20 protein-coding genes are annotated in these 23318 nt (G+C 54.3%); 6 read left to right on the top strand and 14 right to left on the bottom strand.

The window, feature by feature from the left end:
• Positions 1–5: 5 nt before the first annotated feature.
• The 3 genes from AFK66_RS01520 to soxR form a co-directional block, all read right to left on the bottom strand.
• Positions 6–1355 (bottom strand): NCS2 family permease, encoded by a 1350-nt coding sequence (locus AFK66_RS01520; RefSeq protein WP_023897912.1) that lies wholly within the window; start codon positions 1353–1355, stop codon positions 6–8.
• A 314-nt stretch (positions 1356–1669) separates the two neighbouring features.
• The gene (locus tag AFK66_RS01515; RefSeq protein WP_007778483.1) at positions 1670–2338 is read right to left on the bottom strand and encodes a glutathione S-transferase family protein; all 669 of its coding nucleotides are present in this window, start codon (positions 2336–2338) and stop codon (positions 1670–1672) included.
• Positions 2339–2415: 77 nt separating this feature from the next.
• A complete protein-coding gene (soxR, locus tag AFK66_RS01510) occupies positions 2416–2874 on the bottom strand; it encodes a redox-sensitive transcriptional activator SoxR (protein ID WP_007778486.1) in 459 nt (152 codons plus the stop codon).
• Positions 2875–2960: 86 nt separating this feature from the next.
• Between soxR and soxS the strand changes: the two genes are divergently transcribed.
• The gene (soxS, locus tag AFK66_RS01505) at positions 2961–3284 is read left to right on the top strand and encodes a superoxide response transcriptional regulator SoxS (RefSeq protein ID WP_004386206.1); all 324 of its coding nucleotides are present in this window, start codon (positions 2961–2963) and stop codon (positions 3282–3284) included.
• Here the strand turns inward: soxS and AFK66_RS01500 are convergent.
• Complete coding sequence (locus AFK66_RS01500) at positions 3272–4879, bottom strand: EAL domain-containing protein (RefSeq protein WP_144432650.1); 1608 nt, start codon at positions 4877–4879, stop codon at positions 3272–3274. The two genes, soxS and AFK66_RS01500, sit on opposite strands and share 13 nt — an antisense overlap.
• Positions 4880–5466: 587 nt before the next feature.
• Between AFK66_RS01500 and AFK66_RS01495 the strand changes: the two genes are divergently transcribed.
• Positions 5467–5745: a YjcB family protein gene (locus AFK66_RS01495; protein WP_007778502.1), complete on the top strand. Its 279-nt coding sequence runs from the start codon at positions 5467–5469 to the stop codon at positions 5743–5745.
• Between the two features lie 62 nt (positions 5746–5807).
• Here the strand turns inward: AFK66_RS01495 and AFK66_RS01490 are convergent, their stop codons facing one another.
• From AFK66_RS01490 to ssb1, 3 genes are all read right to left on the bottom strand, one after another.
• A complete protein-coding gene (locus AFK66_RS01490; protein ID WP_032968434.1) occupies positions 5808–6152 on the bottom strand; it encodes a hypothetical protein in 345 nt (114 codons plus the stop codon).
• 175 nt (positions 6153–6327) lie between these two features.
• The gene (locus AFK66_RS01485; protein WP_007778508.1) at positions 6328–7374 is read right to left on the bottom strand and encodes a GGDEF domain-containing protein; all 1047 of its coding nucleotides are present in this window, start codon (positions 7372–7374) and stop codon (positions 6328–6330) included.
• 345 nt (positions 7375–7719) lie between these two features.
• Complete coding sequence (gene ssb1, locus AFK66_RS01480; protein WP_004386202.1) at positions 7720–8256, bottom strand: single-stranded DNA-binding protein SSB1; 537 nt, start codon at positions 8254–8256, stop codon at positions 7720–7722.
• A 230-nt stretch (positions 8257–8486) separates the two neighbouring features.
• On the opposite strand from ssb1, the gene uvrA reads away from it, so the two are divergent.
• The 3 genes from uvrA (at position 8487) to AFK66_RS01465 (ending at position 12271) form a co-directional block, all read left to right on the top strand.
• A complete protein-coding gene (uvrA, locus tag AFK66_RS01475) occupies positions 8487–11312 on the top strand; it encodes an excinuclease ABC subunit UvrA (RefSeq protein WP_023897907.1) in 2826 nt (941 codons plus the stop codon).
• Positions 11313–11401: 89 nt separating this feature from the next.
• Positions 11402–11914, top strand: coding sequence for a hypothetical protein (locus tag AFK66_RS01470; protein WP_007778516.1), 513 nt, complete (start codon positions 11402–11404; stop codon positions 11912–11914).
• Positions 11915–11926: 12 nt separating this feature from the next.
• Positions 11927–12271, top strand: coding sequence for a hypothetical protein (locus AFK66_RS01465; RefSeq protein ID WP_007778519.1), 345 nt, complete (start codon positions 11927–11929; stop codon positions 12269–12271).
• A gap of 29 nt (positions 12272–12300) precedes the next feature.
• Here the strand turns inward: AFK66_RS01465 and AFK66_RS01460 are convergent, their stop codons facing one another.
• The 7 genes from AFK66_RS01460 to dnaB all read right to left on the bottom strand — a co-directional run bounded on the left by AFK66_RS01460 (position 12301) and on the right by dnaB (position 22137).
• On the bottom strand, positions 12301–14592 hold the full coding sequence (locus AFK66_RS01460; protein ID WP_023897904.1) for a filamentous hemagglutinin N-terminal domain-containing protein: 2292 nt from the start codon (positions 14590–14592) through the stop codon (positions 12301–12303).
• A gap of 371 nt (positions 14593–14963) precedes the next feature.
• Positions 14964–15317: an MmcQ/YjbR family DNA-binding protein gene (locus AFK66_RS01455; protein WP_007778525.1), complete on the bottom strand. Its 354-nt coding sequence runs from the start codon at positions 15315–15317 to the stop codon at positions 14964–14966.
• Entirely contained in the window at positions 15314–15736 is a 423-nt protein-coding gene (locus AFK66_RS01450) for a secondary thiamine-phosphate synthase enzyme YjbQ (protein WP_007778530.1), read from the bottom strand. The genes AFK66_RS01455 and AFK66_RS01450 overlap by 4 nt, the downstream gene beginning before the upstream one ends.
• Positions 15737–15864: 128 nt before the next feature.
• Positions 15865–17547 (bottom strand): ShlB/FhaC/HecB family hemolysin secretion/activation protein, encoded by a 1683-nt coding sequence (locus AFK66_RS01445; protein ID WP_032983416.1) that lies wholly within the window; start codon positions 17545–17547, stop codon positions 15865–15867.
• Between the two features lie 446 nt (positions 17548–17993).
• Positions 17994–19187 carry an aromatic amino acid transaminase gene (gene tyrB, locus AFK66_RS01440; RefSeq protein ID WP_007778537.1) on the bottom strand — a complete coding sequence of 398 codons (1194 nt, stop codon included), beginning with the start codon at positions 19185–19187 and terminating at the stop codon, positions 17994–17996.
• A gap of 290 nt (positions 19188–19477) precedes the next feature.
• Positions 19478–20557, bottom strand: coding sequence for an alanine racemase (gene alr / locus AFK66_RS01435; RefSeq protein WP_032986277.1), 1080 nt, complete (start codon positions 20555–20557; stop codon positions 19478–19480).
• Positions 20558–20730: 173 nt separating this feature from the next.
• Positions 20731–22137, bottom strand: coding sequence for a replicative DNA helicase (dnaB, locus tag AFK66_RS01430; RefSeq protein WP_004388597.1), 1407 nt, complete (start codon positions 22135–22137; stop codon positions 20731–20733).
• Positions 22138–22257: 120 nt separating this feature from the next.
• Between dnaB and AFK66_RS01425 the strand changes: the two genes are divergently transcribed.
• Entirely contained in the window at positions 22258–23241 is a 984-nt protein-coding gene (locus AFK66_RS01425) for a quinone oxidoreductase (RefSeq protein WP_007778544.1), read from the top strand.
• Positions 23242–23318 lie beyond the last annotated feature (77 nt).

The raw sequence follows: 23318 nt of genomic DNA, 5'->3' as shown, positions 1-23318 counted from the left end.
AAGGTTTAGATTGCCCAGCCGCCCGCGTAGAAAGCGACCAGCGCGATGGCGATGACAATAGTGCCGATATTAAGCTTGCGGAACTCACCGGAGACGACGCGGCCAATGACCAGCGACGCAAAACCTATCATGATGCCGGTCACGATGTTGCAGGTCAGCACGATAAACACCGCGGTAATCAGCCCCGCCATCGCATCCACGAAATCAGCGAAGTCGATTTTCGCCACGTTGCTCAGCATCAGCAGGCCAACATACATCAGCGCGGGCGCTGTGGCATACGCCGGTACCAGGTACGAGAGCGGCGAGAGGAACAGGATAAGCAGGAACAGCACGCCGACGGTAATCGCCGTCAGGCCCGTTTTACCGCCCGCCGCGGTGCCAGCGGCAGATTCGATATACACCGCTGCCGGTGCCGCGCCCACCAGGCCTGAGAAGACGCTGGAGAGGGAGTCGGTGGTCAGCGCTTTGCCGCCGTCGATGATCTGACCGTCTTTATCCAGTAGATTCGCCTGGCCCGCGACCGCGCGAATGGTGCCGGTGGCGTCAAACACGGCGGTCATCACCAGCGCCAGCACGCTCGGAATCACCACAGGATCGAGCGCGCCCATGATATCCAGGCTGCCGATCAGCGAATTGCCCTTGTCATCGCTCAGCGACGGCATGGCGAACAGGCCGGTGAACTTCACCGTCGGATCGAAAATCAGGCCGACAATGGAAATACCGATGATGGTCAGCAGAATGCCGCCCGGCACTTTGAGTTTCTCAAGACCGATAATAACCGCAAGACCAATCAGCGACATGATCACCGGGAAGCTCGCGAAATGGCCAAGCGCCACCGGCAAGCCGTCGAGCGGGTTTTTAATGACCAGGCCTACGCCGTTCGCGGCAATCAGCAACAGGAACAGACCGATACCGATGCCGGTGCCGTGCGCCACGCCCTGCGGCAGGTTACGCAGGATCCAGCTACGAATGCCGGTTGCGGAGATAACGGTAAACAGCACGCCCATCAGGAAGACCGCGCCGAGCGCGACCGGTACGCTGATGTGCTGCCCGAGCACCAGGCTAAACGCCGTAAAGGCGGTCAGCGAGATGGCGCAGCCAATCGCCAGCGGCAGATTCGCCCACAGCCCCATCACGATGGAGCCAACACCTGCCACCAGACAAGTGGCGACAAACACGGCGGCAGGCGGAAAACCGGCTTTGCCGAGCATGCCCGGCACGACGATCACCGAATAGACCATCGCGAGAAATGTGGTGAGACCGGCAACAATCTCCTGACGCACGTTACTGCCGCGCGCGGAAATTTTAAAAAAGGCGTCGAGTGAACCGCCGTTACGCGCAGAAGGCGTAGACATAATGAGACATCCCCTGAAAAGTGTGAGTTTTTAAAGCTCGCGCGTGGCAAACAACCCGCTGCGGATCAAACGTTAACTCCCTGCGTTCTGTTTGTGGTTTTGGAGGAGCCACAAAAAGCAAACGTTTAACTCCACGCGCAAAAAACGGCAAAATTTTAAGGCAAACGATTATCCAGCCTTAGGGCGGGGATTTTCAACTGAACTTTATGGCTTTTGGCAAAAAGTTGCGTCGTCTGATGATTAATTCAGCGCAGGCTGCGCAAACGATATCGTTGATGCGCAAAAACAGGGCCTTCATAGGAAGGCCACAACGATTAGCTGCCGGGGATCTCCAGCGGGCCGCCTTTTTCGATGGCGCGCTGCCAGGCCGGACGCGCCTGAAGATTGGTAAGCCACGCGCGTAGCTGGCGGAACTCGCCGGAGTCGCTGCGCGCCAGCAGGGCGATAACCGGGAAGCTCATCTGAATATCCGCCATGCTGAAGGTCTGTCCGGCAAACCATGGATGTTGTGTCAGGTGATCTTCCATAAAGCGCGTGTGAGTGGCGAGCTGCTTATTAAGCCAGGCTTTCTGCACGCCCTGTCCAAGCGCTTTGCCGAGGGTGCGAAGCCCGAGCGGAACGGGCTTTTTCCCGAGGCTGCCAAACACCAGCTTCATTAACAGCAGCGGCATTAACGAACCTTCGGCGTAATGCAGCCAGATGCGGTACTGAATTTTCTCTTCCGCACTCTGCGGTTTAAAACGCTGTTCGGTGTCATAGGTCTCCTGGAGATACTCCAGAATCGCGCCGGACTCGATAATTTTCTGGCCGTTATCCTCCAGCACCGGCGACTTGCCGAGCGGATGCACTTTCCTGAGCGAGGGCGGCGCCAGCATAGTCGGCTCGCGCTGGTAGCGCACCAGTTCATAGGGCTGTCCAAGCTCTTCAAGCGCAAAAAGAATGCGCTGCGAGCGGGAATTATTCAGATGGTGGACCGTCAGCATGGCGTTTTCCTTTCGCTTTTCATTGCATTAACTATAGAGAATCCGCCGCCAGTGCACCGAATTTGTTTGCGCGCCGCTTATTCGTCTTCCAGCAGACGCGCCCCGCTGCCCTGCGCGCCCAGACGGTCTTCGGGGTTGCGCAGCGGGCAGTCGCGGTGCGACAAACAGCCGCAGCCGATGCAGCCGTCGAGATCGTCGCGCAGCGCGGTCAGCGTTTTAATACGCCGGTCCAGCTCCTCGCGCCACTGCATCGAGAGCTGCTTCCATGCCTTCGGGCTCAGGTTATGCCCTTCCGGCAACACGCCGATAGCCTCGCCAATCGTCGCCAGCGGAATGCCGATACGCTGGGCGATTTTAATAATCGCCACCTGGCGCAGCACGTCTCGCCGGTAACGCCGTTGATTGCCGCTGTTGCGGGTGCTTTTGATCAGGCCTTTAGTTTCATAGAAGTGCAGCGCGGAGACCGCCACGCCGCTGCGCTTCGCGACTTCGCCCGGCGTCAGCAGCGATTTGATTCTGGGTGCTTTCTTTTCCATCAGGGGCTTTACCTCAAGTTGACTTGAGGAATTATACTCGCCGACCAGAAGAACGGCTAACCCAAAACAGAGGAAGAGGACGGCTTATGTCACATCAGGAAATTATCCACGCGCTGACGCAATGGATTGATGAGCATATTGACCAGCCACTGAATATCGATGTGGTGGCAAAGAAGTCGGGCTATTCGAAATGGTATCTACAGCGGATGTTTCGCACCGTGATGCATCAGACGCTGGGTGAGTATATTCGCAAGCGGCGTTTGCAACTGGCGGCGCAGGAGCTGCGCACGACCCGACGGCCGATTTTTGATATTGCGATGGATTATGGCTATGTGTCGCAACAGACGTTTTCGCGGATATTTCGCCGTCAGTTCGACCGCACGCCGAGCGATTATCGTCAGAGCGCCTGACGGTTAATGGTGCAACTCTGCCAGCCCGGCACTCCCCGGGCGTCATCCTGTTGCAGCCAGGTGACAAACTCCTGACGCGGCAGCGCTTTTGAGAAATGCCCCCCCTGGCAATACTGCACCCCGCGCTTCAACAGCCAGCCCACCTGTTCGGCGGTTTCAACGCCCTCGGCGATAATTTTCAGCCGCAGGCTTTGCGCCATATCGATGATATGTTCCGCGATCAGATGGCTGGTGCTGTTGGTGGTTAAGGTATCGATAAACGATTTATCAATTTTCAGAATATCGACGTTCAGCGAATAGAGATTATGAAGGTTGGAATATCCGGTGCCGAAATCATCAATGGCAATCTCAAATCCTGACTGGCGAAACGCCTGAATAACCGGCGTGGTGCGCGGCACATCAATAAAGCCGCGCTCGGTCACTTCAATCTTGATTTGCTGCGCCCGAACGCCATGCTGGTTATTTTTCCCTTCGATTAACGCTATCAGGCGCGACGAATGGAAATCGGATGCCGACAGGTTAATAGAAATATAAATCTGCGGGTGGGTCGCCAGGAAATGGCCTAAGTCATTAAACAACTCTTCCACCACATAATCAGTCACCTGCGCAATCATCCCGGTTTTTTCCGCAAGCGGGATAAACTCCGCCGGACTCATCACCTGACCGTTGTAGCCGGGCCAGCGCAACAGCGCTTCCGCGCCGACGCACATGCCGTGCTTGATATCCATAATCGGCTGATAATGCAGACGCAACGCGCGTTTATGCAACGCGCGCTGGAGCTGGCGGCTCGGCGAGTTGAAGCGGTTACGGGTGCGCGTGCCGAGAAAAACCAGCAAACCGCCCATCACAAGCCCGAGCGGCAACATCACCGACATCTGGCGCCGCCACGCCTGCCAGAACCAGGCGTCGCTGGTTGAAACGGCGACGGCAATCGGACGCTTGCCGGAGAGCACAATCGACCAGAAACGGCCCTCGTTCTGGAAATCGGTATTCCGTGAACGTGCAAAAGGCGCGAGCGCACGGGCGTCGGCTTTATCACTTACCGAAAAAAACTCCCGTGTGACGGTGTCATAAACGCCATAAGAGATAGTGGCGTCATTAGATAGTATTTCGCTAAAGGATAACGGGTTAACCACCGCGACATAATTGCCTTTACGCAAATAAACCATTTTATGACCAGCAAAAAATGGCGTATCACGATAATAGTAAATAGCAATGTCTGGTGAGCGCGTATAATTCGCAGGCGAGAGAATAAAAGGCTGGTCGAACAGAGTTGAACATAATAGCTCATCACCCTGTGCGTAAATTAAATCTTCGATATAGATTTGTCCGCGCGAAATATCCAGCATATTTCTTTGATGCGCGGAAGAGCATATTTCGCCCTGATATTTTTCGGCTTCGTTATGGGCGGCATCGACATGGTTTAACACCAGTTCGGTACGGTTGAGGACCAGTTGCGCGAAGGTATCCAGATGTGCACGCGTCTCGTTGACTGCCCGATGATGGGCGACCCAAAGCGCAAGCATCACAGGCAGTAAGACCACCATGATTATGCCTGAGATTCGCAACGCCTGACGTCGTGCCCTGAAATTCATTATGGCCTCATATCCCTGCTTTCTGTGTCACATTAATCGCCTGATGAGACACATCGCAAACAGGTGTTTACGTTGCATCAATCAGCACGCATTGGCAATAGCCATTTCCAGTTATCCATCCAATATTTCACGTGAAACATTAAAATTTGCCATAAGGAAAATAGGGAATGGCTATTTAATTTTTCTTAAGTGAAATATCCGCGTTGATAACCGTGCTAAAAATTCATCAACCACTTCAGAAAGCGTTTTAAGTTAAATTAATCACAACTGCCGAAAAAATGTACGGGTCGCGTTTTTTTGTGTCGAAATGAAAATTTATGCATTAGTAAAATCCGGCAAGGATTTTTTTCCGCGCTTTCTTTTCGACGATTTTTTATTCCAGGCGGTCGCCACTGGACACGTTAAACGTGCGTTTTTTTTCATCAACACACGTCCTTCCGACTGGCGAATAAAACAACAAATGTGATACAGTTCACACTTAGTGTGCAAGTTTACATGCTTGCCGTCACGTTAAATTTTAGCGCCGCGCCAGGCTAACCTCTTCCCGGCCTCCTGCGCGGCAGAACGCTTTTTGAGGACAGGTTTTCATGGCTACGCTTACCGCCAGCATGGTACTGATGCGCTGGCAACTTCTGGGTGCGGTTTTAATGTTTCTTGCCAGCACGCTCAATATTCAGTTTCGCAAATCTGACTACCAGGCGCTGGCGGTAATCAGCAGCGGGCTGGGTATCGTCGCTTCCTGCGTCTTCGCGACAGGGCTGCTCGGCGTCAGCATCGACTTTCACGCCATCTGGCACAATCTGAAAGACGTGATGGTGGAAGTGATGAGCCACACGCCGCCGGAATGGCCGATGGTTGTGACCTGATAACCTCATCGTCTTTCATTAAAGCCCCTGCATCAGGGGCTTTTTTGTTTTCTGCCAGGCCCTTACATACAACCGGCGCAACTGGTACAGCGCCAGTCCGCTTTATTGATTGCCTGCCAGAAGGCGCGGTAGTAGCGCTCCTCCAGCGGAATATGGTTATCGAAAAACCAGTCTGTCAGCCACTCGACGTTCTCGACAATCCACTCCTCTTCTTCCAGCCCGTCGGCGAACGTGTCGTCCTCGGGATCGATAATCGAGTAGATCCCCCATGTGTTCATCGCCTTATCCTGCCATTGTTGCGGCAACGTCACCGGGCGCGCTTCAAAAGTAATAATCCAGTGGCCGTGGCAGAGCAGATTGCCGTTACGGCTCCAGGCGGCAGTAAACGGATTCGATTCCTGTGTCATCGCTTGCATTCCCTGTGTGAAATTCACCTGCGGGCGGCAACTGGCGGGCACGTCAATAAACGCCGTCGCACAGGAAGGAATCGCAGAGCATGGCACTTCACCCCCACCGGGAAAATGCTAACTAAGGAGTACCCAGGGGTTATTTCTGGCTTTTTTAAATTTTTAAATCAGTACGTTAATCGGCGATAACCAGACGATTTCGCCCCTGCTGCTTACCGGCGTACAACATTTTGTCGGCGCGATTGAGCGCTTTTTCAAACTCTTCATCTTTGCCAAAGGCGCTGATGGCAAGCGTCGCGGTTACTTCACGCGGGTTTTTATCCGTTTGTCCGACCCACTCCTGAATGCGCGTCAGCAGCCGCTCCGCCACCCGTCTGGCATCAGGTAACGACGTATCCGGCATCAGCACCAGAAACTCTTCGCCGCCCCAGCGCGCCACGATGTCGCTTTCGCGCACGTTATCGGTAATCGCCCGCGCGATGCGCTGCAAAATCATATCTCCATAGCTGTGGCCGCTGCTGTCGTTAATCGTTTTAAAATGGTCGATATCCAGCAGCAACAGCGCCACATTATGGGTGCCGGGTTGTTTGTCCAGCAGGGAAACCTGATGCATAAAATGGCGTCGGGTATACAGGTTCGTCAGGCTGTCGCGGCTTGCGGTATTAAAAAGATCGAGCTTCATTGCGTGGGTGAATTCTACCGAACGCAGCGTGGTGTACATCAACAGGCCAATCGCCATCACCGCATTAGCCACACCGATGCCATTCAGCACTGCCGGGCTTAACCCCGACGCCGTACCGGTGTGATGGCGCAGGGCATACCCCACAGTGCCAAGCACCGCAATCGCCGCCAGGAACAGCGCACGCCGCACCGGTACCTGCTGGAAGCTGAACGACACGATGGGGATCAGCGAAAAAACAAACAGATAAAAATTACTCTCCCAGCCCAGCAACACCGTAGTGGCAACGGCATGCGCCAGAATTTCCACGCTCATCAGCGTACCGACATACAGATACCGGTAGTGCTCTATTTCATTCAGGCAGTGGATATAAACCATCACGCTGAAGATATTAAAAATGGCGAGCGTCGGAATGCTCATCGACAGAAACAGAAAAATCAGCCCGACATGAATCAGCAACGCCAGCCAGACGATCGGAATAATGTGTTGCCAGTACTGGTCGGTCGCCTGGCTAAGGAGTTGGTCGCGATCTCTTTCTGACATGGGCTAACCTGCACTGTGGGGCATCATCCCTGCCGAAAACGTACGGAACGTATGAAGACTTCATGCAACCTATATCGGCATTCCGGCGGCGAGATTTAGCGCCGCATCGCGGAAAAGCGCTATCCCTTTCATTTGGCGATTATTTCATCGTGCCAGTTAAGGAAGAAAGCGAACGCGGTTAGCCATTATGGAAGGTGCCGTTGCGGTGAAGGCTTGCAGGCTGGCGTACTATCAGACAGAAGACATTCAACAGCCACAACAAAAAACGGTAAAGAAAAAGCCCTGCCGGAGCAGAGCTTTTCAACGCTTTCTGAAGTGAGGCATTCCGCGCGGAACGCAGCGCTATCAGAACGGGATATCGTCGTCGAAATCCATCGGCGGTTCGTTAGAAGGCGCTGGCGCCTGCTGCTGCGGACGAGACTGTGCGCCGCCGCTGAACTGCGCGCCACCACCCTGCTGCTGCGGCTGCTGAGGCTGACCCCAACCGCCCTGCTGCTGACCGCCGCCCATGTTGCCGCCTGCGCCGCCGCCCTGACGGCCGCCCAGCATCTGCATGGTGCCGCCGACGTTAACAACAACTTCGGTAGAGTAGCGATCCTGACCGCTCTGATCCTGCCACTTACGGGTACGCAGCTGACCTTCGATGTACACCTGCGAGCCTTTGCGCAGGTATTCGCCAGCGACTTCCGCCAGTTTCCCGTACAGCACGACGCTGTGCCATTCGGTCACTTCTTTCATCTCACCGGTCTGCTTATCGCGCCAGGATTCGGAAGTCGCCAGGCGCAGGTTCGCCACGGCCCCGCCGTTCGGCATGTAGCGTACTTCCGGGTCCTGCCCCAGATTACCGACGAGAATCACCTTGTTTACGCCTCTGCTGGCCATGATCGTGTCTCCTGAAAACATTTCTTAATAGTGTAAACATTCCATTCTACCACGTCAGCCTTCAATGTTGATAGCTGCGAGACGGCTTCAGGAAATGTTCACACAGTATACACAGTTGCAAATAAATACTGGATATCCATTCAGGTTAAATTGTGTCATAATTAACCGTTTCTGGCCACCGGTTGTCCTTCAAACACCCAGGCATTAGCGTTCAAATCCAGGAAAGGTGAATGGATAAGATAGAAGTTCGGGGCGCCCGCACCCACAATCTCAAAAATATCAATCTCGTCATTCCGCGCGACAAACTGATTGTCGTGACCGGGCTGTCGGGTTCCGGCAAGTCTTCGCTGGCTTTCGACACGCTCTACGCCGAAGGGCAGCGCCGTTATGTCGAGTCGCTTTCCGCTTACGCGCGTCAGTTCCTGTCGCTGATGGAAAAGCCGGATGTCGATCATATCGAAGGGCTGTCGCCTGCTATCTCCATCGAGCAGAAATCGACGTCCCATAACCCGCGTTCTACCGTGGGCACTATCACGGAAATCCACGACTATCTGCGTCTGCTCTACGCCCGCGTCGGCGAGCCACGTTGCCCGGATCACGACGTTACGCTTGCGGCGCAAACCGTCAGCCAGATGGTCGATAACGTGCTGGCGCTGCCGGAAGGCAAGCGCCTGATGCTGCTTGCGCCGGTCATTAAAGAGCGTAAAGGCGAGCACACCAAGACGCTGGAAAACCTGGCAAGCCAGGGCTATATCCGCGCGCGTATCGATGGCGAAGTGTGCGATCTCTCCGATCCACCGAAGCTGGAATTGCAGAAGAAACACACCATCGAAGTGGTCGTGGACCGCTTCAAAGTGCGTGAAGATTTAGCGCAGCGCCTGGCCGAGTCGTTTGAAACCGCGCTGGAGCTTTCCGGCGGTACGGCGGTCGTGGCGGATATGGATGACGAAAAAGCGGAAGAACTGCTGTTCTCCGCCAATTTCGCCTGCCCGATTTGCGGCTACAGCATGCGCGAGCTTGAGCCGCGCCTGTTTTCGTTTAACAACCCGGCTGGCGCATGTCCGACCTGTGACGGTCTTGGCGTGCAGCAATATTTTGACCCGGATCGCGTGGTGCAGAACGGCGAGCTGTCGCTCGCGGGCGGCGCCATCCGCGGCTGGGATCGCCGCAACTTTTACTATTTCCAGATGCTGCGCTCGCTGGCGGAACACTATAAGTTTGACGTCGAAGCGCCGTGGAATACGCTCAGCGATAAAGTGCAGAAAGCGGTGCTGTTCGGCTCCGGTAAAGAAACCATCGAATTCAAATATATGAACGATCGCGGCGACACCTCCGTGCGTCGTCATCCATTTGAAGGCGTGTTGCACAATATGGAGCGTCGCTACAAAGAGACCGAATCCAACGCGGTGCGCGAAGAGCTGGCGAAATTTATCAGCAACCGCCCGTGTGCCACCTGCGAAGGCACGCGTCTGCGTCGCGAAGCGCGCCACGTGTTTGTCGAAAACACCGCGCTGCCGACCATTTCCGATATGAGCATCGGCCACGCCATGGAGTTCTTCAATAACATGAAGCTCTCCGGCCAGCGCGCCAAAATTGCTGAAAAAGTATTGAAAGAGATTGGCGATCGCCTGAAATTCCTGGTGAACGTCGGCCTGAACTACCTGACGCTCTCCCGCTCCGCAGAAACGCTTTCGGGCGGCGAGGCGCAGCGTATCCGTCTGGCAAGCCAGATTGGCGCGGGCCTGGTGGGCGTGATGTATGTGCTGGATGAGCCGTCCATCGGCCTGCATCAGCGCGATAACGAACGCCTGCTCGGTACGCTGATTCACCTGCGTAATCTTGGCAATACCGTAATTGTGGTGGAGCACGATGAAGACGCCATCCGCGCGGCCGACCATGTGATCGATATCGGCCCTGGCGCTGGCGTGCACGGCGGCCAGGTCGTCGCCGAAGGTCCACTGGACGCGATCATGGCGGTGCCGGAATCGCTCACGGGCCAGTTCATGAGCGGTAAGCGCAAAATTGAAGTGCCGAAAGAGCGCGTGAAAGCCGATCCTGAAAAAGTGCTGAAGCTGACCGGTGCGCGCGGCAACAACCTGAAAGACGTCACCCTGACGCTGCCGGTTGGCCTGTTTACCTGCGTGACTGGCGTTTCTGGCTCCGGTAAATCGACGCTTATCAACGATACGCTGTTCCCGATTGCCCAGCGCCAGCTCAACGGTGCGACCATCGCCGAACCGGCACCGTATCGCGACGTTCAGGGTATGGAACATTTCGATAAAGTTATTGATATCGATCAGAGCCCGATTGGCCGGACGCCACGTTCGAACCCGGCGACCTATACCGGCGTCTTTACACCAGTGCGTGAACTGTTCGCTGGCGTGCCGGAAGCGCGCTCGCGCGGCTATACGCCGGGCCGCTTCAGCTTTAACGTGCGCGGCGGCCGCTGTGAAGCCTGCCAGGGCGATGGCGTTATCAAGGTTGAGATGCACTTCCTGCCGGATATCTACGTGCCGTGCGATCAGTGCAAAGGCAAGCGCTACAACCGCGAAACGCTGGAGATCAAATATAAAGGCAAAACCATCCATGAAGTGCTGGATATGACCATCGAAGAAGCGCGTGAGTTCTTCGACGCGGTGCCAGCACTGGCGCGTAAGCTGCAAACGCTGATGGATGTGGGTCTGACTTATATTCGTCTCGGCCAGTCCGCCACCACGCTTTCCGGTGGTGAAGCGCAGCGCGTGAAGCTTGCCCGGGAGCTTTCAAAACGCGGCACCGGGCAGACGCTCTATATTCTCGATGAGCCAACGACCGGTCTGCACTTCGCGGATATCCAGCAACTGCTGGCGGTACTGCATCAGTTGCGCGATCAGGGCAACACGATCGTGGTTATCGAACATAACCTGGATGTGATCAAAACCGCCGACTGGATCGTCGATCTGGGGCCGGAAGGCGGCAGCGGCGGCGGCGAGATCCTCGTTTCCGGCACGCCGGAAACCGTGGCGGAGTGCGAAGCCTCGCACACCGCCCGCTTCCTGAAACCACTTCTGAAGTAACGTTCCACGCGTCGGGTCAACCGGCCCGACGCGCCTCATTTCCCCTCACTTTTTTCTGATGATGTTTCTTGCGAACGGCGTGAGCAAAGATGATTTGCGCGCGTAGCCAACCGATGCTGAATTTCGCGAAGGGCGGGCAAACGCAGGGGAATATCATGCCGCGCATATCAACGCTAACGCACTATTTTCCGGGGTGGCTACTTGGTCTGACAGTACTCATTTCAGCGTGCAGTCTGGTGGGAAATTACCAGCCGCGAGCCCATGCGCAGTTAACCGACCTGATGGCAGCGCATTTACAGATGATCGACGATTTCACTGCACCTTCCGGCACACTGGACACCCTCGCGCTCGCGGACGCTGACCACACTCTGCAATTGCGCTTTGCAGAAGCGCTCGCGTATGCCGAAAGCCTGGGCGACCCGCTGCGTACCGATAATCTCCGTCTGCTGCAGTTGGTTTATCGCGAAGATCATGCCCGGCTATTGAGGCAGCATCGTCCTTTTACGCCAGCACAGGCCGCGCTATGGCGTGCCCAGGCCCGACTGGCGTATCTCGAAGCCGTACGGGGCGAATGCAACCGACCCGCTTCGCCATGTGAATAAAGGAGAATGTTAATGAGTACGCTAATTAACGCCGTAGGCCAGGCGCTGGCTTCACCACAGTTTCAAAAAAGTGCCTTGAAAATCGTCGCGGACGAGTTTCTTGGTCTCCTGAGACAGGGCCTGAACGATCGTGAAACCTTTATTAACACCAGCGCGGAGATTGCCGCTCAGGCGGTACTTGATCGCTCGCAGGGGTTAATTAGTGAAGAGGATATGGCAGCGCTGCTGAATAAACAGAAAACGATCGCGCAGATCCATGCCAACAGCAGTGAGATAGCGTTACGCACGCGCATTCAATCGATCACTATGCGTCTTCTCGATCTGGCAGCCAGTGCTATAGCATGCGGACTGAAGTAAAAAGCCCCGCCGAAGCGGGGCTGAAAGGATCAATGATGGCTGTAGGTGGAAGAAGAGCCAGACGAAGATTGTGACTGGCTATCTGAGTGATGAGATGGCGTCTGATCCGGGATCGGAGTATGACCACCATCATCCGGACGCGGAGCCGGTGCGGGATCCGGCATTGGGGTATGACCGCCATTATCATCCGGATGTGGAGCAGGTCCGTTATCCGGAATGTAATCCGGCGTGATTGTACCCTGATTATCTACCGCACCGCTGATGGTGACGCTCTTACCATCGATGGTTGCGCCTTTCGCATTTTTCAGCGACTGAACGGTAAAGCGAATATCGCTGTTGCTGTCGATAACGCCTTTGTTAATCACATTGCCGCCATGCCAGTTGAGTGCATCGCCTGCTTTGATGGTACCTTCGTTAACAAAGTTGGTCATATCGGTTTGCACCGTCATCGCGCCGCCCGCCGTAATCTGGCCTTTGTTATAGCTGGTCTCTGACAGGTAGCTGTGCGCATCACCGACATTAAGAAGCAGATCGCGCGAGGCTGTTATAACACCACTATTATTAAACGTACCGCTGGTGTGCAGATTGATATTGTTTGCTTTGATTTCGCCCTTAGCATCAGACGAGAAGTCATAAGCATTAATGTTGAGGTCCTGTGCGGCGCTCACTTTACCGTTACCGTTGTTAAACTGGCTACGCTGATCGATGGTTAGCGATTTTGCCGCATCGATAATACCTTCATTGTTATTAATCACCTGGCTGCTCATGATATGCAGATCGGTATTCTTACCGGTAGAAACGATACGACCCGCCTCATTATCCAGCGATGCAACGCTAATAATAGATTCACCGGTCATGTAATGAGAATGCGTATTGGCCCCCTCACTGTCACCGGCGTAAATGCCCCCTGCCTGATTAACGCCTTTCCAGTTTTCACTGGCGACAAAGTTATCACTATTTGTGTTAACAAGCTTAGCAGCACTAATAGACAGCGCTTTGTCTGCAGTAATCAAGCCGCTGTTGTTATCCAGGTTAACCGTCTGGATAAACATATTGCCAGCAGACGCCATCACGCCATTCTCGTTTTTAATGGCATAAACGGAAGGATCGTTATGGTTACTGTAGTTATAGTTGACACTAAGATCGTCACCGCTGCTTACTACGCCGTTTTGATTATCAAGCGTAAAGCCCGTCAGAGACAGATTACCTTTAGATTGAATGATTCCGTCGGTGTTATTGGTATCACCGCCATTAACAGACACATCGTAACCAGAAATCTTACCGTTGTGGTTGTTAAGATCCTGACGGGAATTAATGACAAGGCTACCAGCATCTGAGCGGATTTCGCCGTTGCTGTTGTCCAGGGACTGGCTGTTGATAGTAAGAGCATTGCCTGATGCTATCACGCTGTTGTTGTTTTCAATCTTACCGGCTGTCGAAATCGAAAGCCGGTCTTGCGCGGTAATATCTGCATGATCCAGACGTACACCTACCCCCGTATCAGTACCTACCATGGTAATTTTGCCGGCATACATAGAGCCGAGCGATGACACATCCAGCGCTACCGCAGGCGCAGCACCGATGCCTTCAAGCGTTTCTTTTACAGTGCCATTCGTATTAATACGGTTCGCACCCGTGATGATATTGAGATTATTTGCCTGAAGTTTCGCATTTACTTTTACAGAGCGTGCGTAGATATCCGTCATCAGTGGTTTACCACTGTTATTAACATCCATGCCCGCGCCAGTGATAGTTACCTGACCTTTCTGAACGTCAAAACCGGTCAGTTTGCCTGCATCATCGAAATTCGCTGTGCCCGTAGTCAGTGTGGCATGGTTAGTATTAATAAAACCACAGCCGTCACAGGTAATGCCAGAAGGGTTAGCAATAATGACCTGCGCAGACTGTCCAGCCACTTCTACCATGCCATTTAACTGGCTCGGATCGGAAGAACGAACTTCGTTAAGAATAATCGTCGCGCTCTGCCCCGCCAGATTGGCGTTCCCGTTAATATTGCCTGCCTGCTGCGTAGACGTATTTGTCGTGCTGTTATTCAGTACCACTCCATTTTTATCGACGTTAAATTCGGAATAAATATTATGTGAAACGCCTTCACTGCTGGCTTTATTAATATCCACAACCGTGGCACCACTGGTGCTGGTATGAATTCCGGGCTGGTTCGCTGCGCTGGTATCTGCGGTGATCGCCGCACCGGCACTTTGCACCATGCCTAATGCCAGAAGCGTGGCGAAACAGACCGGGCCCATTTTAGCTCGCAACTCTTTCGGCGCGCGAAAGGTCGCTCCATGTTTATTTTCCATTGCTCATCCTTATGACTCATTAATATATTATAATTTAAGTTTATACCTTGCGGATATGTAAAAACCCCAATAAACAAGGCTTTTTAATTATAATGCAACGGTTTTTTTAAATGCTGTCGTACAATTTATTTCAGATAATTGATCGTAATTATCGAGAATGATTATTTATTCTTTAATTAAGTGTGGCCGTTTTTTAACAGGCTAAATTAAATAATAAAGAGTAAAAGTGACCAAAAATAGACAAAATTAATTTATTTTAATCATAATAAACAACACAAAAAACCGAATCATAGAATCGCAACGAATACTCAATTAAAAAAAGATCCAGAAGTGCAGCGCCGCAGGCTGCACCTCTGTCAGAAAGAAGATGACTACACCGACAATTGCTGTCGAATCTGTTCCGGAAGCAGACCCACAGCCTGCTGATACGACGCGTCGACCAGATAGTAGATCTGCGAATCCGGCAGTTCACCATCCAGATAGACCGTACTCCAGTGCGCCTTATTGAGCTGCGCACTGGGAAAAACGTCTTTATGTTCCTGTCGCAGTAGTTCTGCCAGCTCCGGGCTGGTTTTTAGTGAGACGGCAGGACGATGACTGACTTCATGAACCATCGCGAACATGACGTCGCCCACTTTAATTTGCGCCGCTTTCCACTCCCGGTGCTCGCTCTGCTCAGCACCCGGTTTATTCATACAGTAATCCAGCAAGTCAGAATTCGTCATAAAGTTTCTCCTTGAAGCGTCGCGACTATACGGCGCGAGCCGCCATGGTTGCGGTGTTCCCCAAGCCAGATCCCCTGCCAGGTGCCAAGCAGCAGGCGTCCCTGCTTAACTGGCAATATCAGAGAAACGCCAAGCGTGGAGGATTTGATATGCGCGGGCATATCGTCCGGCCCCTCATCATCATGCTCGTAGTGCCCGTTATCCGGCACGGCGGTTTGGAAATAGCGCTCCATATCGCGACGCACCGAAGGATCGCAATTTTCATTAAGCGTCAAAGAGGCTGAAGTGTGCTGAAGCAGAAGATGCAGTAACCCGGTCTGAACCTGTGAAAGCGCGGGGAGCTGACTGACTATCTCATCAGTGATGAGGTGAAAGCCCCGAGGTCTGGATTTTAATGTCAGGGTTTGTTGGAACCACATACGCTGCCCCTTAAAAATAGTGATCTTCTAAGTGTGCAGACTGAACGGCAAAAGGCAAAATTTCGCTGGCGTTATGGTGAAAATTTACGCATGACGCCAGCGCGGCAGGATCAGGCAAACGTGGGCCGTCAGTATTGCCACTGCATGGCGAAACCGAGCGTAAAAGGGCTGGTATGCAATTCTTCTGGTTTCATAAGCGGCACACCGGCAAAAAGATCGTAGCCGAATTTACCTTTAACGCCGCGCACGCCGAGCGCCGCGCCTGCCAGTTGCTTACCACTCCAGTAATCGTTTTTCGAGCCTTTGACTTCGCCATAGTCGAGACCAAGATAGGGCTGCATTCCCCACTGCGGCAGGTTGAGATTAATATCGTTGCGCAGATACCAGCCCTTATCGGCGTAAATCGTGGTTTCGCCATCGAAACCGCGCACCGTCCACCGGTTGCCTATCGTGAATTTATCCGGCTGCGTCAGGCGATCCGGTGACGTTTGCGACATAAAATGTGGCTCATAGCTCAGAGATAATTTACCGAGTTTGAACGGGAACGCGCCATCAACACTCATCGTAACGATACGCGCCTGTGGATCGGCGCTGCCCACTTGTTCTTCGGCATCTTCCAGTTCATTAAACCAGTGCGCCGCTTTCTGGTAGCCGAGGCTGGCTTTGACCTGACCAAATGGCAGATACGTCAGGTGCTCCAGCGACAGCTTCCAGTTGCTCGTTTTGCGCCGCTGCACCTCTATTTCCACATCATTGAGCAGATAGGTGGAATCACGACGGAAAGCCTTTAACGCCAGCGTCGTCTTCTGGCTGGCGCTGCGGTAGATCACGCGGCTGAGTTGCGCGCTGAGGTATTTTTCGATACCGCTGTAGAGATAGCTGGAAACACTGTCGTGAATAGTCTGGGTATAGCGGTATTTGCTGCCATACAGTTCAAGCTGCCAGTACCCCCACGGAACCGAGTAAAACGCCGAGACGTTATCGCTACGGCGGCCATCCTCATTTTTAAGCCCTCCGCCATAAGCGGCGTAAAACATATCGTTAAGCGAGGTCAGATTATCCAGATAAAAGGCCAGCCCGCTCTGGTAACGCCCCGTGTATTTACTGCCGGAGTCATCCGCCCATGCGCCAAGCCGCCAGTGTTTCGGCTGGGTACGTGTTACTTCGACCCGTGTTTCGCCAGGTTTCGTTCCCGGCAATAACTGAATATTGGTCTCAGAGCCTGGTGTGCGTTGCAGATTCTCCAGCCCCTGTTCAAGACCGCGCAAATCCAGGACATCGCCCTGACGCTCAGGGAAATTATTTATTGCGTGAATATACTTTCCGCCATCGCCCTTAAAGACAATCTCGCTAATCGTGCCCGGCAGAATTTGGAATTTAAGCGTGCCGCTTTTAAGATCCTGCGCCGGTATTAACACCCGCGTTGTTATATAGCCGTGCTCGATCAACCGGTTTTGTACCGTTTTATGGATCATTTTAAGACCATTAATACCGACGCACTTTCCCTTCACGCTGCGCACAACATCCTGAAAGGACATCCAGTGCGCCACCGCGTTTTTATTGTCTATCTGAATGGCATTAACCGGGTAGCAGGGCTGTTCTTCAGGTAAGTTCAGCCCTTCCCGGGGCTTGACTTCGGCAGTCGAAAGTAAGGACTTACTTTCAGGTGCGAGACTTTCATGGCGGGCTTCATTCTGCTGTTGCTGGTTTAGCGCCTGCTGATTTGCTATGACTTCCGCATAAACCGGGGAATGCCACCCGACCAGCACCGACAGGATCGCTGGATATACGTTTGAACGGCGAACAATCACTTTAATTCCTCAACAATCCTTGTTTACTGGCTGCGAATTTATGCGCGATGTACCAGCAGCGTTCATAATATGGCCAGCTAAAAAATAGCGAACAGGTATATACCGACGTCTCTTTTCCTACAAAAAAAACGTGTAAATGAAGACGAATAACAAAAGGAATGTAAAGACAGGAATCATTATTATAATGAATATTCAAGCAGGAGATAAAACGTTAAAATATCCACTAATAAACAGCTAATGTGTCGTTAAGAGATGAATATCAACAGCAACCCATTTAGTATCACTAGCATAAATAAGTTCCGCGAAATCTATTAATATCCGACAGAAAAAATTCAACAACCACACTTACAATCTTTTGATTAATGCTTAAGAAAAACCTCAAAATGAATACTGGTAAAATAGCGGAGGAAAAAGAAAAGCGCTGTATGACAGCGCTTTTAAACGTATTACATGACGGCGGCAAACGCCTGCGCCACCTGTTTCACGTTGCGGCTGTTAAGGCCCGCCACGCACATGCGTCCGCTGCTGATCAAGTAGACACCGAACTCGTCACGCAGACGGTCAACCTGCGCGGCGCTCAGGCCGGTATAGCTGAACATCCCGCGCTGCTTAAGCAGATAATCGAAATTGCGCCCCGGCACTTCCGTTTTGAGAACATCCACCAGCGCCTGGCGCATCTCCAGAATGCGGCAGCGCATCGCTTCCACTTCAGCGAGCCACTGCGCTTTGAGGGTGGCGTCGTTAAGGACGGTGGCAACCACCTGCGCACCGAAATTCGGCGGGCTGGAATAGTTGCGGCGTACCGTCGCTTTAAGCTGGCCGAGCACGCGGGCAGCGGTTTCCGCGTCGTCACAAACGACAGACAACCCACCCACGCGTTCGCCATAGAGCGAGAAGATTTTTGAAAACGAGTTGCTGACCAGCGCAGGCAGGCCCGCGCTGGCGATAGCGCGGATCGCGTACGCATCTTCTTCCATGCCTGCGCCAAAGCCCTGATACGCGATATCCAGGAACGGGATCAGCTCGCGCGCTTTGAGCACCTCAACCACGACATCCCACTGGGCGTTAGTCAGATCGGCACCGGTCGGGTTGTGGCAGCACGGGTGTAGCAGCACAATATCGCGCGCAGGCAGAGTGTTGAGCTTTTCAAGCAATGCCTCGAAACGCACGCCGTTGGTCTCTGCGTCAAACCAAGGGTAAGTACTTACTTCAAAACCTGCGCCGTTAAAGATGGCCACGTGGTTTTCCCAGGTCGGATCGCTGACCCAGACGCGGGATTGAGGAAAGTAGCGCTTAAGGAAATCCGCGCCGATTTTCAGCGCGCCCGAACCGCCTACCGTCTGGATGCTGGCGATGCGGCCAGCGGTCAGCGCCGGGTGATCGGCCCCGAACAGAAGCGGCGCTATCGCGCTGCGGTAGTTATTGAGCCCTTCCATCGGGAGATAAAGCGAGGCGCCGTGCGGCTGCGCGTTCAGCCGTTGTTCCGCCTGCGCCACGGCCTGAAGCTGCGGGATGATATTTTGTTCGTTGTAATAGAGGCCGATACTCAGGTTAACTTTGTCGCTGCGGGGATCTTCTTTAAAGCGTTCCATCAGCGAAAGGATGGGGTCGCCGGCGTAGGCGTCAACATTCTGAAACACGCTTGGTTCTCCAGATTTACGGTGTGATGTGTCTTCACAATAAACCGGATAGCGCGGCAGATCGAGAGGGATGTGATGGGTGCGATACCCTGGGGAAGATGGCGGGCGCGCAGCGTTAATAAACACGGCGGGTGCGCTGCGCTTACCCGCCCTACAGAAGACGCGCCGGTGTTGGTAGGGTGGGTAAGCGAAGCGCACCCGCCGCCATTAATAAACCAGGGTTTAACGTACCCGTAGGGTGGGTAAGCGAAGCGCACCCACCGCCAGACGTTGAAACACTCGTATGGCCTTTAATCCAGGTAACGCATCGCCACTCTTGAGGTCAGTCGCGTAACAAGTTCGTAAGCGCTCACACCTGTCGCTTCGGCGATACGCTCGACCGGCAATCCTTCGCCCCACATGACTACCGTGTCCCCTGCTTTCTCCGCCGCGTCAGGGCCTAAATCAACGCAGATCATATCCATCGCCACGCGCCCGACAATGGGCACTTCACGGCCATTGACCAGCACCGGCGTGCCCGTCGGCGCGCAGCGCGGATATCCGTCGCCATAGCCCATCGCCACAACGCCAAGCCGCGTGTCGCGCTCGCTCACCCAGGTACCGCCGTAGCCGACAGGTTCGCCCGCTTTGTGATCGCGCACGGCAATAAGGCTTGACGTCAGCGACATCGCAGGCTGAAAACCAAGCTCCGCGCCCCACGGGTGCGTATCCAGCGGCGACACGCCGTAGAGAATAATGCCGGGGCGCACCCAGTCGAAATGCGACTGTGGCCAGAAGAGGATACCGCCGGAGGCGGCAATCGAGCGCTTGCCAGGTTTGTCGTGGGTAAAGCTGTTGAAGATATCAAGCTGGCGCTCGGTGGCGCCGCAGTCTGGCTCATCGGCGCGGGCGAAATGGCTTACCACGTTCACCGGCTGACGTACGTTTTTACAGGCCGCGAGCCTGTCGTAAAACGCCTGTGCCGCCTCCGGGCGCACGCCTAAGCGATGCATACCGGTGTCGAGCTTCATCCAGACGGTGACAGGCTCTGAAAGCATCGCCTGCTCCAGTGCCATCAGTTGCTCTTCGCTGTGTACCGCAGTATGTAATTGCTGCGCGGCAATCGCGGGCAGATCGCCTGCGTTAAAAAAGCCTTCGAGCAAAAGAATGGGCTGAGTGATGCCGCCTTCGCGCAGGCGCAGCGCCTCTTCAAGGCGCGCCACGCCGAACGCATCGGCATCAGGGAGAGTGCGGGCGGTCTCAAGAAGACCGTGTCCATAGGCGTTTGCCTTCACCACCGCAACCAGCTGGCTGGCGGGCGCCAGTTCACGCAGGCGTTGCAGGTTGTGACGCAGAGCGCGGCGGTTTACTACCACAGTTGCCGCTTGCATTGACTTTCCTTGCAGTTATTTTGGTGTATTAACTTTTAAGCTACAGACAATTTGGCGTTATTGGCGCAGCGAGTTTGGGTGCGGCCAGCGCGCAGCCACCGGAGCGTACTGAAGTACGTGAGGATGGCGAGCACTGCCCAAGCCCAAAATCGCAAGTGAAATAGCCAAATTAATTATTCGTCGTCGTACTGGGGACCTGCGTAGTTATCAAACCGCGACCACTGTCCGTTAAACGTCAGGCGCACCGTGCCTATCGGGCCGTTACGCTGCTTACCGATAATAATCTCCGCGATGCCTTTTAAGTCACTGTTTTCGTGATACACCTCATCACGATAGATGAACATAATCAGGTCGGCGTCCTGCTCGATGGAGCCGGACTCACGCAGATCCGAGTTCACCGGGCGCTTATCGGCGCGCTGCTCCAGCGAGCGGTTAAGCTGCGAGAGCGCCACCACCGGCACCTGAAGCTCTTTCGCCAGCGCTTTCAGCGAGCGGGAAATCTCGGCGATTTCCAGCGTACGGTTATCGGAGAGCGACGGCACGCGCATCAGCTGTAAGTAGTCGATCATAATCAGGCTTAAGCCGCCGTGCTCGCGATAAATACGGCGCGCGCGCGAGCGCACTTCCGTCGGCGTCAGGCCCGAGGAGTCGTCAATATACATATTGCGCTTCTCAAGCAGGATGCCCATGGTGCCGGAAATACGCGCCCAGTCTTCGTCATCCAGCTGGCCGGTACGAATACGCGTCTGATCCACGCGGGAGAGCGACGCCAGCATACGCATCATGATCTGCTCGCCGGGCATCTCAAGGGAGAAGATCAGCACCGGTTTATCCTGGAGCATCGCGGCGTTTTCGCACAGGTTCATCGCGAAGGTGGTTTTACCCATCGAAGGACGCGCCGCCACGATGATGAGATCCGAGCGCTGTAAGCCCGCGGTCTTTTTATTGAGATCCTGATAGCCGGTATCCACGCCCGTCACGCCGTCGTGCGGCTGCTGATAGAGCGTTTCGATACGCGCGACGGTGGCTTCTAAGATCTGATCGATACTTTTCGGCCCTTCGTCTTTATTGGCGCGGTTTTCGGCTATCTGAAAGACGCGCGATTCGGCGAGATCGAGCAGATCTTCGCTGGTGCGGCCCTGCGGATCGTAACCGGCGTCGGCAATTTCATTGGCGACGGAAATCATGTCGCGCACGACAGCACGTTCGCGCACGATATCGGCATAAGCGCTGATGTTCGCGGCGCTTGGCGTGTTTTTGGAAAGCTCCGCGAGATACGCAAAACCGCCGACGCTTTCCAGCTGTCCCTGGAGTTCCAGCGATTCGGAAAGCGTAATCAGATCGATGGGTTTGCCCATCTCCTGCAGGCGATGCATTTCGGTGAAGATCATGCGGTGCTGGCGGGTGTAAAAATCCTCGGCCACGACGCGCTCGGCCACATCGTCCCAGCGCTCGTTATCCAGCATTAAACCGCCCAACACCGACTGTTCCGCCTCCATGGAATGCGGCGGCATTTTCAGCCCGGCGACCTGCGGGTCACGAGGTTCAGTGGGTTTGTTGAAGGGTTTATTTCCTGCCATAGTGAATGGAGTTACCAAAAATCATCATCAGAGAGAATGAGGAGTGTATCTGATCTGAGTCGTTTTGTACTCAGTTTGCGCGCTCCTGCTTTCATGCCCGACCCTTAACAAGGAGTTCCTATGGCGACGCGTATTGAGTTCAGCCAGCATGGCGGACCAGAAGTGTTAAAAGCGGTGACGTTTACCCCGGCCGACCCGGACGAGATGGAAGTGCAGGTGGAAAACAAAGCCATCGGCATCAACTATATCGACACCTATATTCGCAGCGGTCTCTACCCGCCACCGGCGCTCCCGGCGGGCCTCGGCACCGAAGCCGCGGGCGTCGTGACGAAAGTCGGCAGCGGCGTGACGCACCTCAAACCTGGCGATCGCGTCGTCTACGCACAATCGGCGCTCGGTGCCTACAGCTCGGTGCATAACGTGCCAGCGGATAAAGCCGTTGTGCTTCCGGATGTCATCTCGTTTGAACAGGCGGCGGCCTGCTTTTTAAAAGGGCTGACCGTCTTTTATCTGCTGCGCAAAACCTATGAAATCAAACCCGACGAGATGTTCCTGTTTCACGCGGCCGCAGGCGGCGTCGGGCTTATCGCCTGCCAGTGGGCGAAAGCGCTTGGCGCGCGCCTTATCGGCACCGTAGGTTCTGCCGAAAAAGCCCAACGGGCGAAGCAGGCGGGCGCGTGGCAAACCATCAACTACCGTGAAGAGAATGTGCCAGAGCGGCTGCGTGAACTGACCGGCGGTAAAAAAGTGCGCGTGGTGTATGACTCGGTGGGTAAAGAGACCTGGGAGTCGTCGCTCGACTGCCTGCAACGCCGCGGCTTAATGGTGAGCTTCGGTAACTCTTCCGGCCCGGTGACCGGCGTGAATCTCGGCATTCTTAATCAAAAAGGCTCGCTCTACGTGACCCGCCCATCGCTGAACGGCTATCTGACCAATCGCGCCGAACTGGAAGAAGCCAGTAACGAGCTGTTTTCGCTGATCGCCAGTGGGGTAATTAAAGTGGAGGTGGCAGAGAGCCAGAAGTTTGCGCTTGAAGACGCCGCGCGCGCCCATAAGACGCTGGAAAGCCGCAGCACGCAAGGCTCCAGCCTGTTGATTCCCTGAAAGAATTAGGGCTTCCCGCAGGAAGCCCTTTCTTTTTTATTGTTCGCGCCGCATGTAGGGTACAGCGCTGATGAATT

The sequence above is a fragment of the Cronobacter malonaticus LMG 23826 genome, assembly GCF_001277215.2.
Classification (GTDB): domain Bacteria; phylum Pseudomonadota; class Gammaproteobacteria; order Enterobacterales; family Enterobacteriaceae; genus Cronobacter; species Cronobacter malonaticus.
This window is presented reverse-complemented; position numbering and strand designations above follow the sequence as displayed.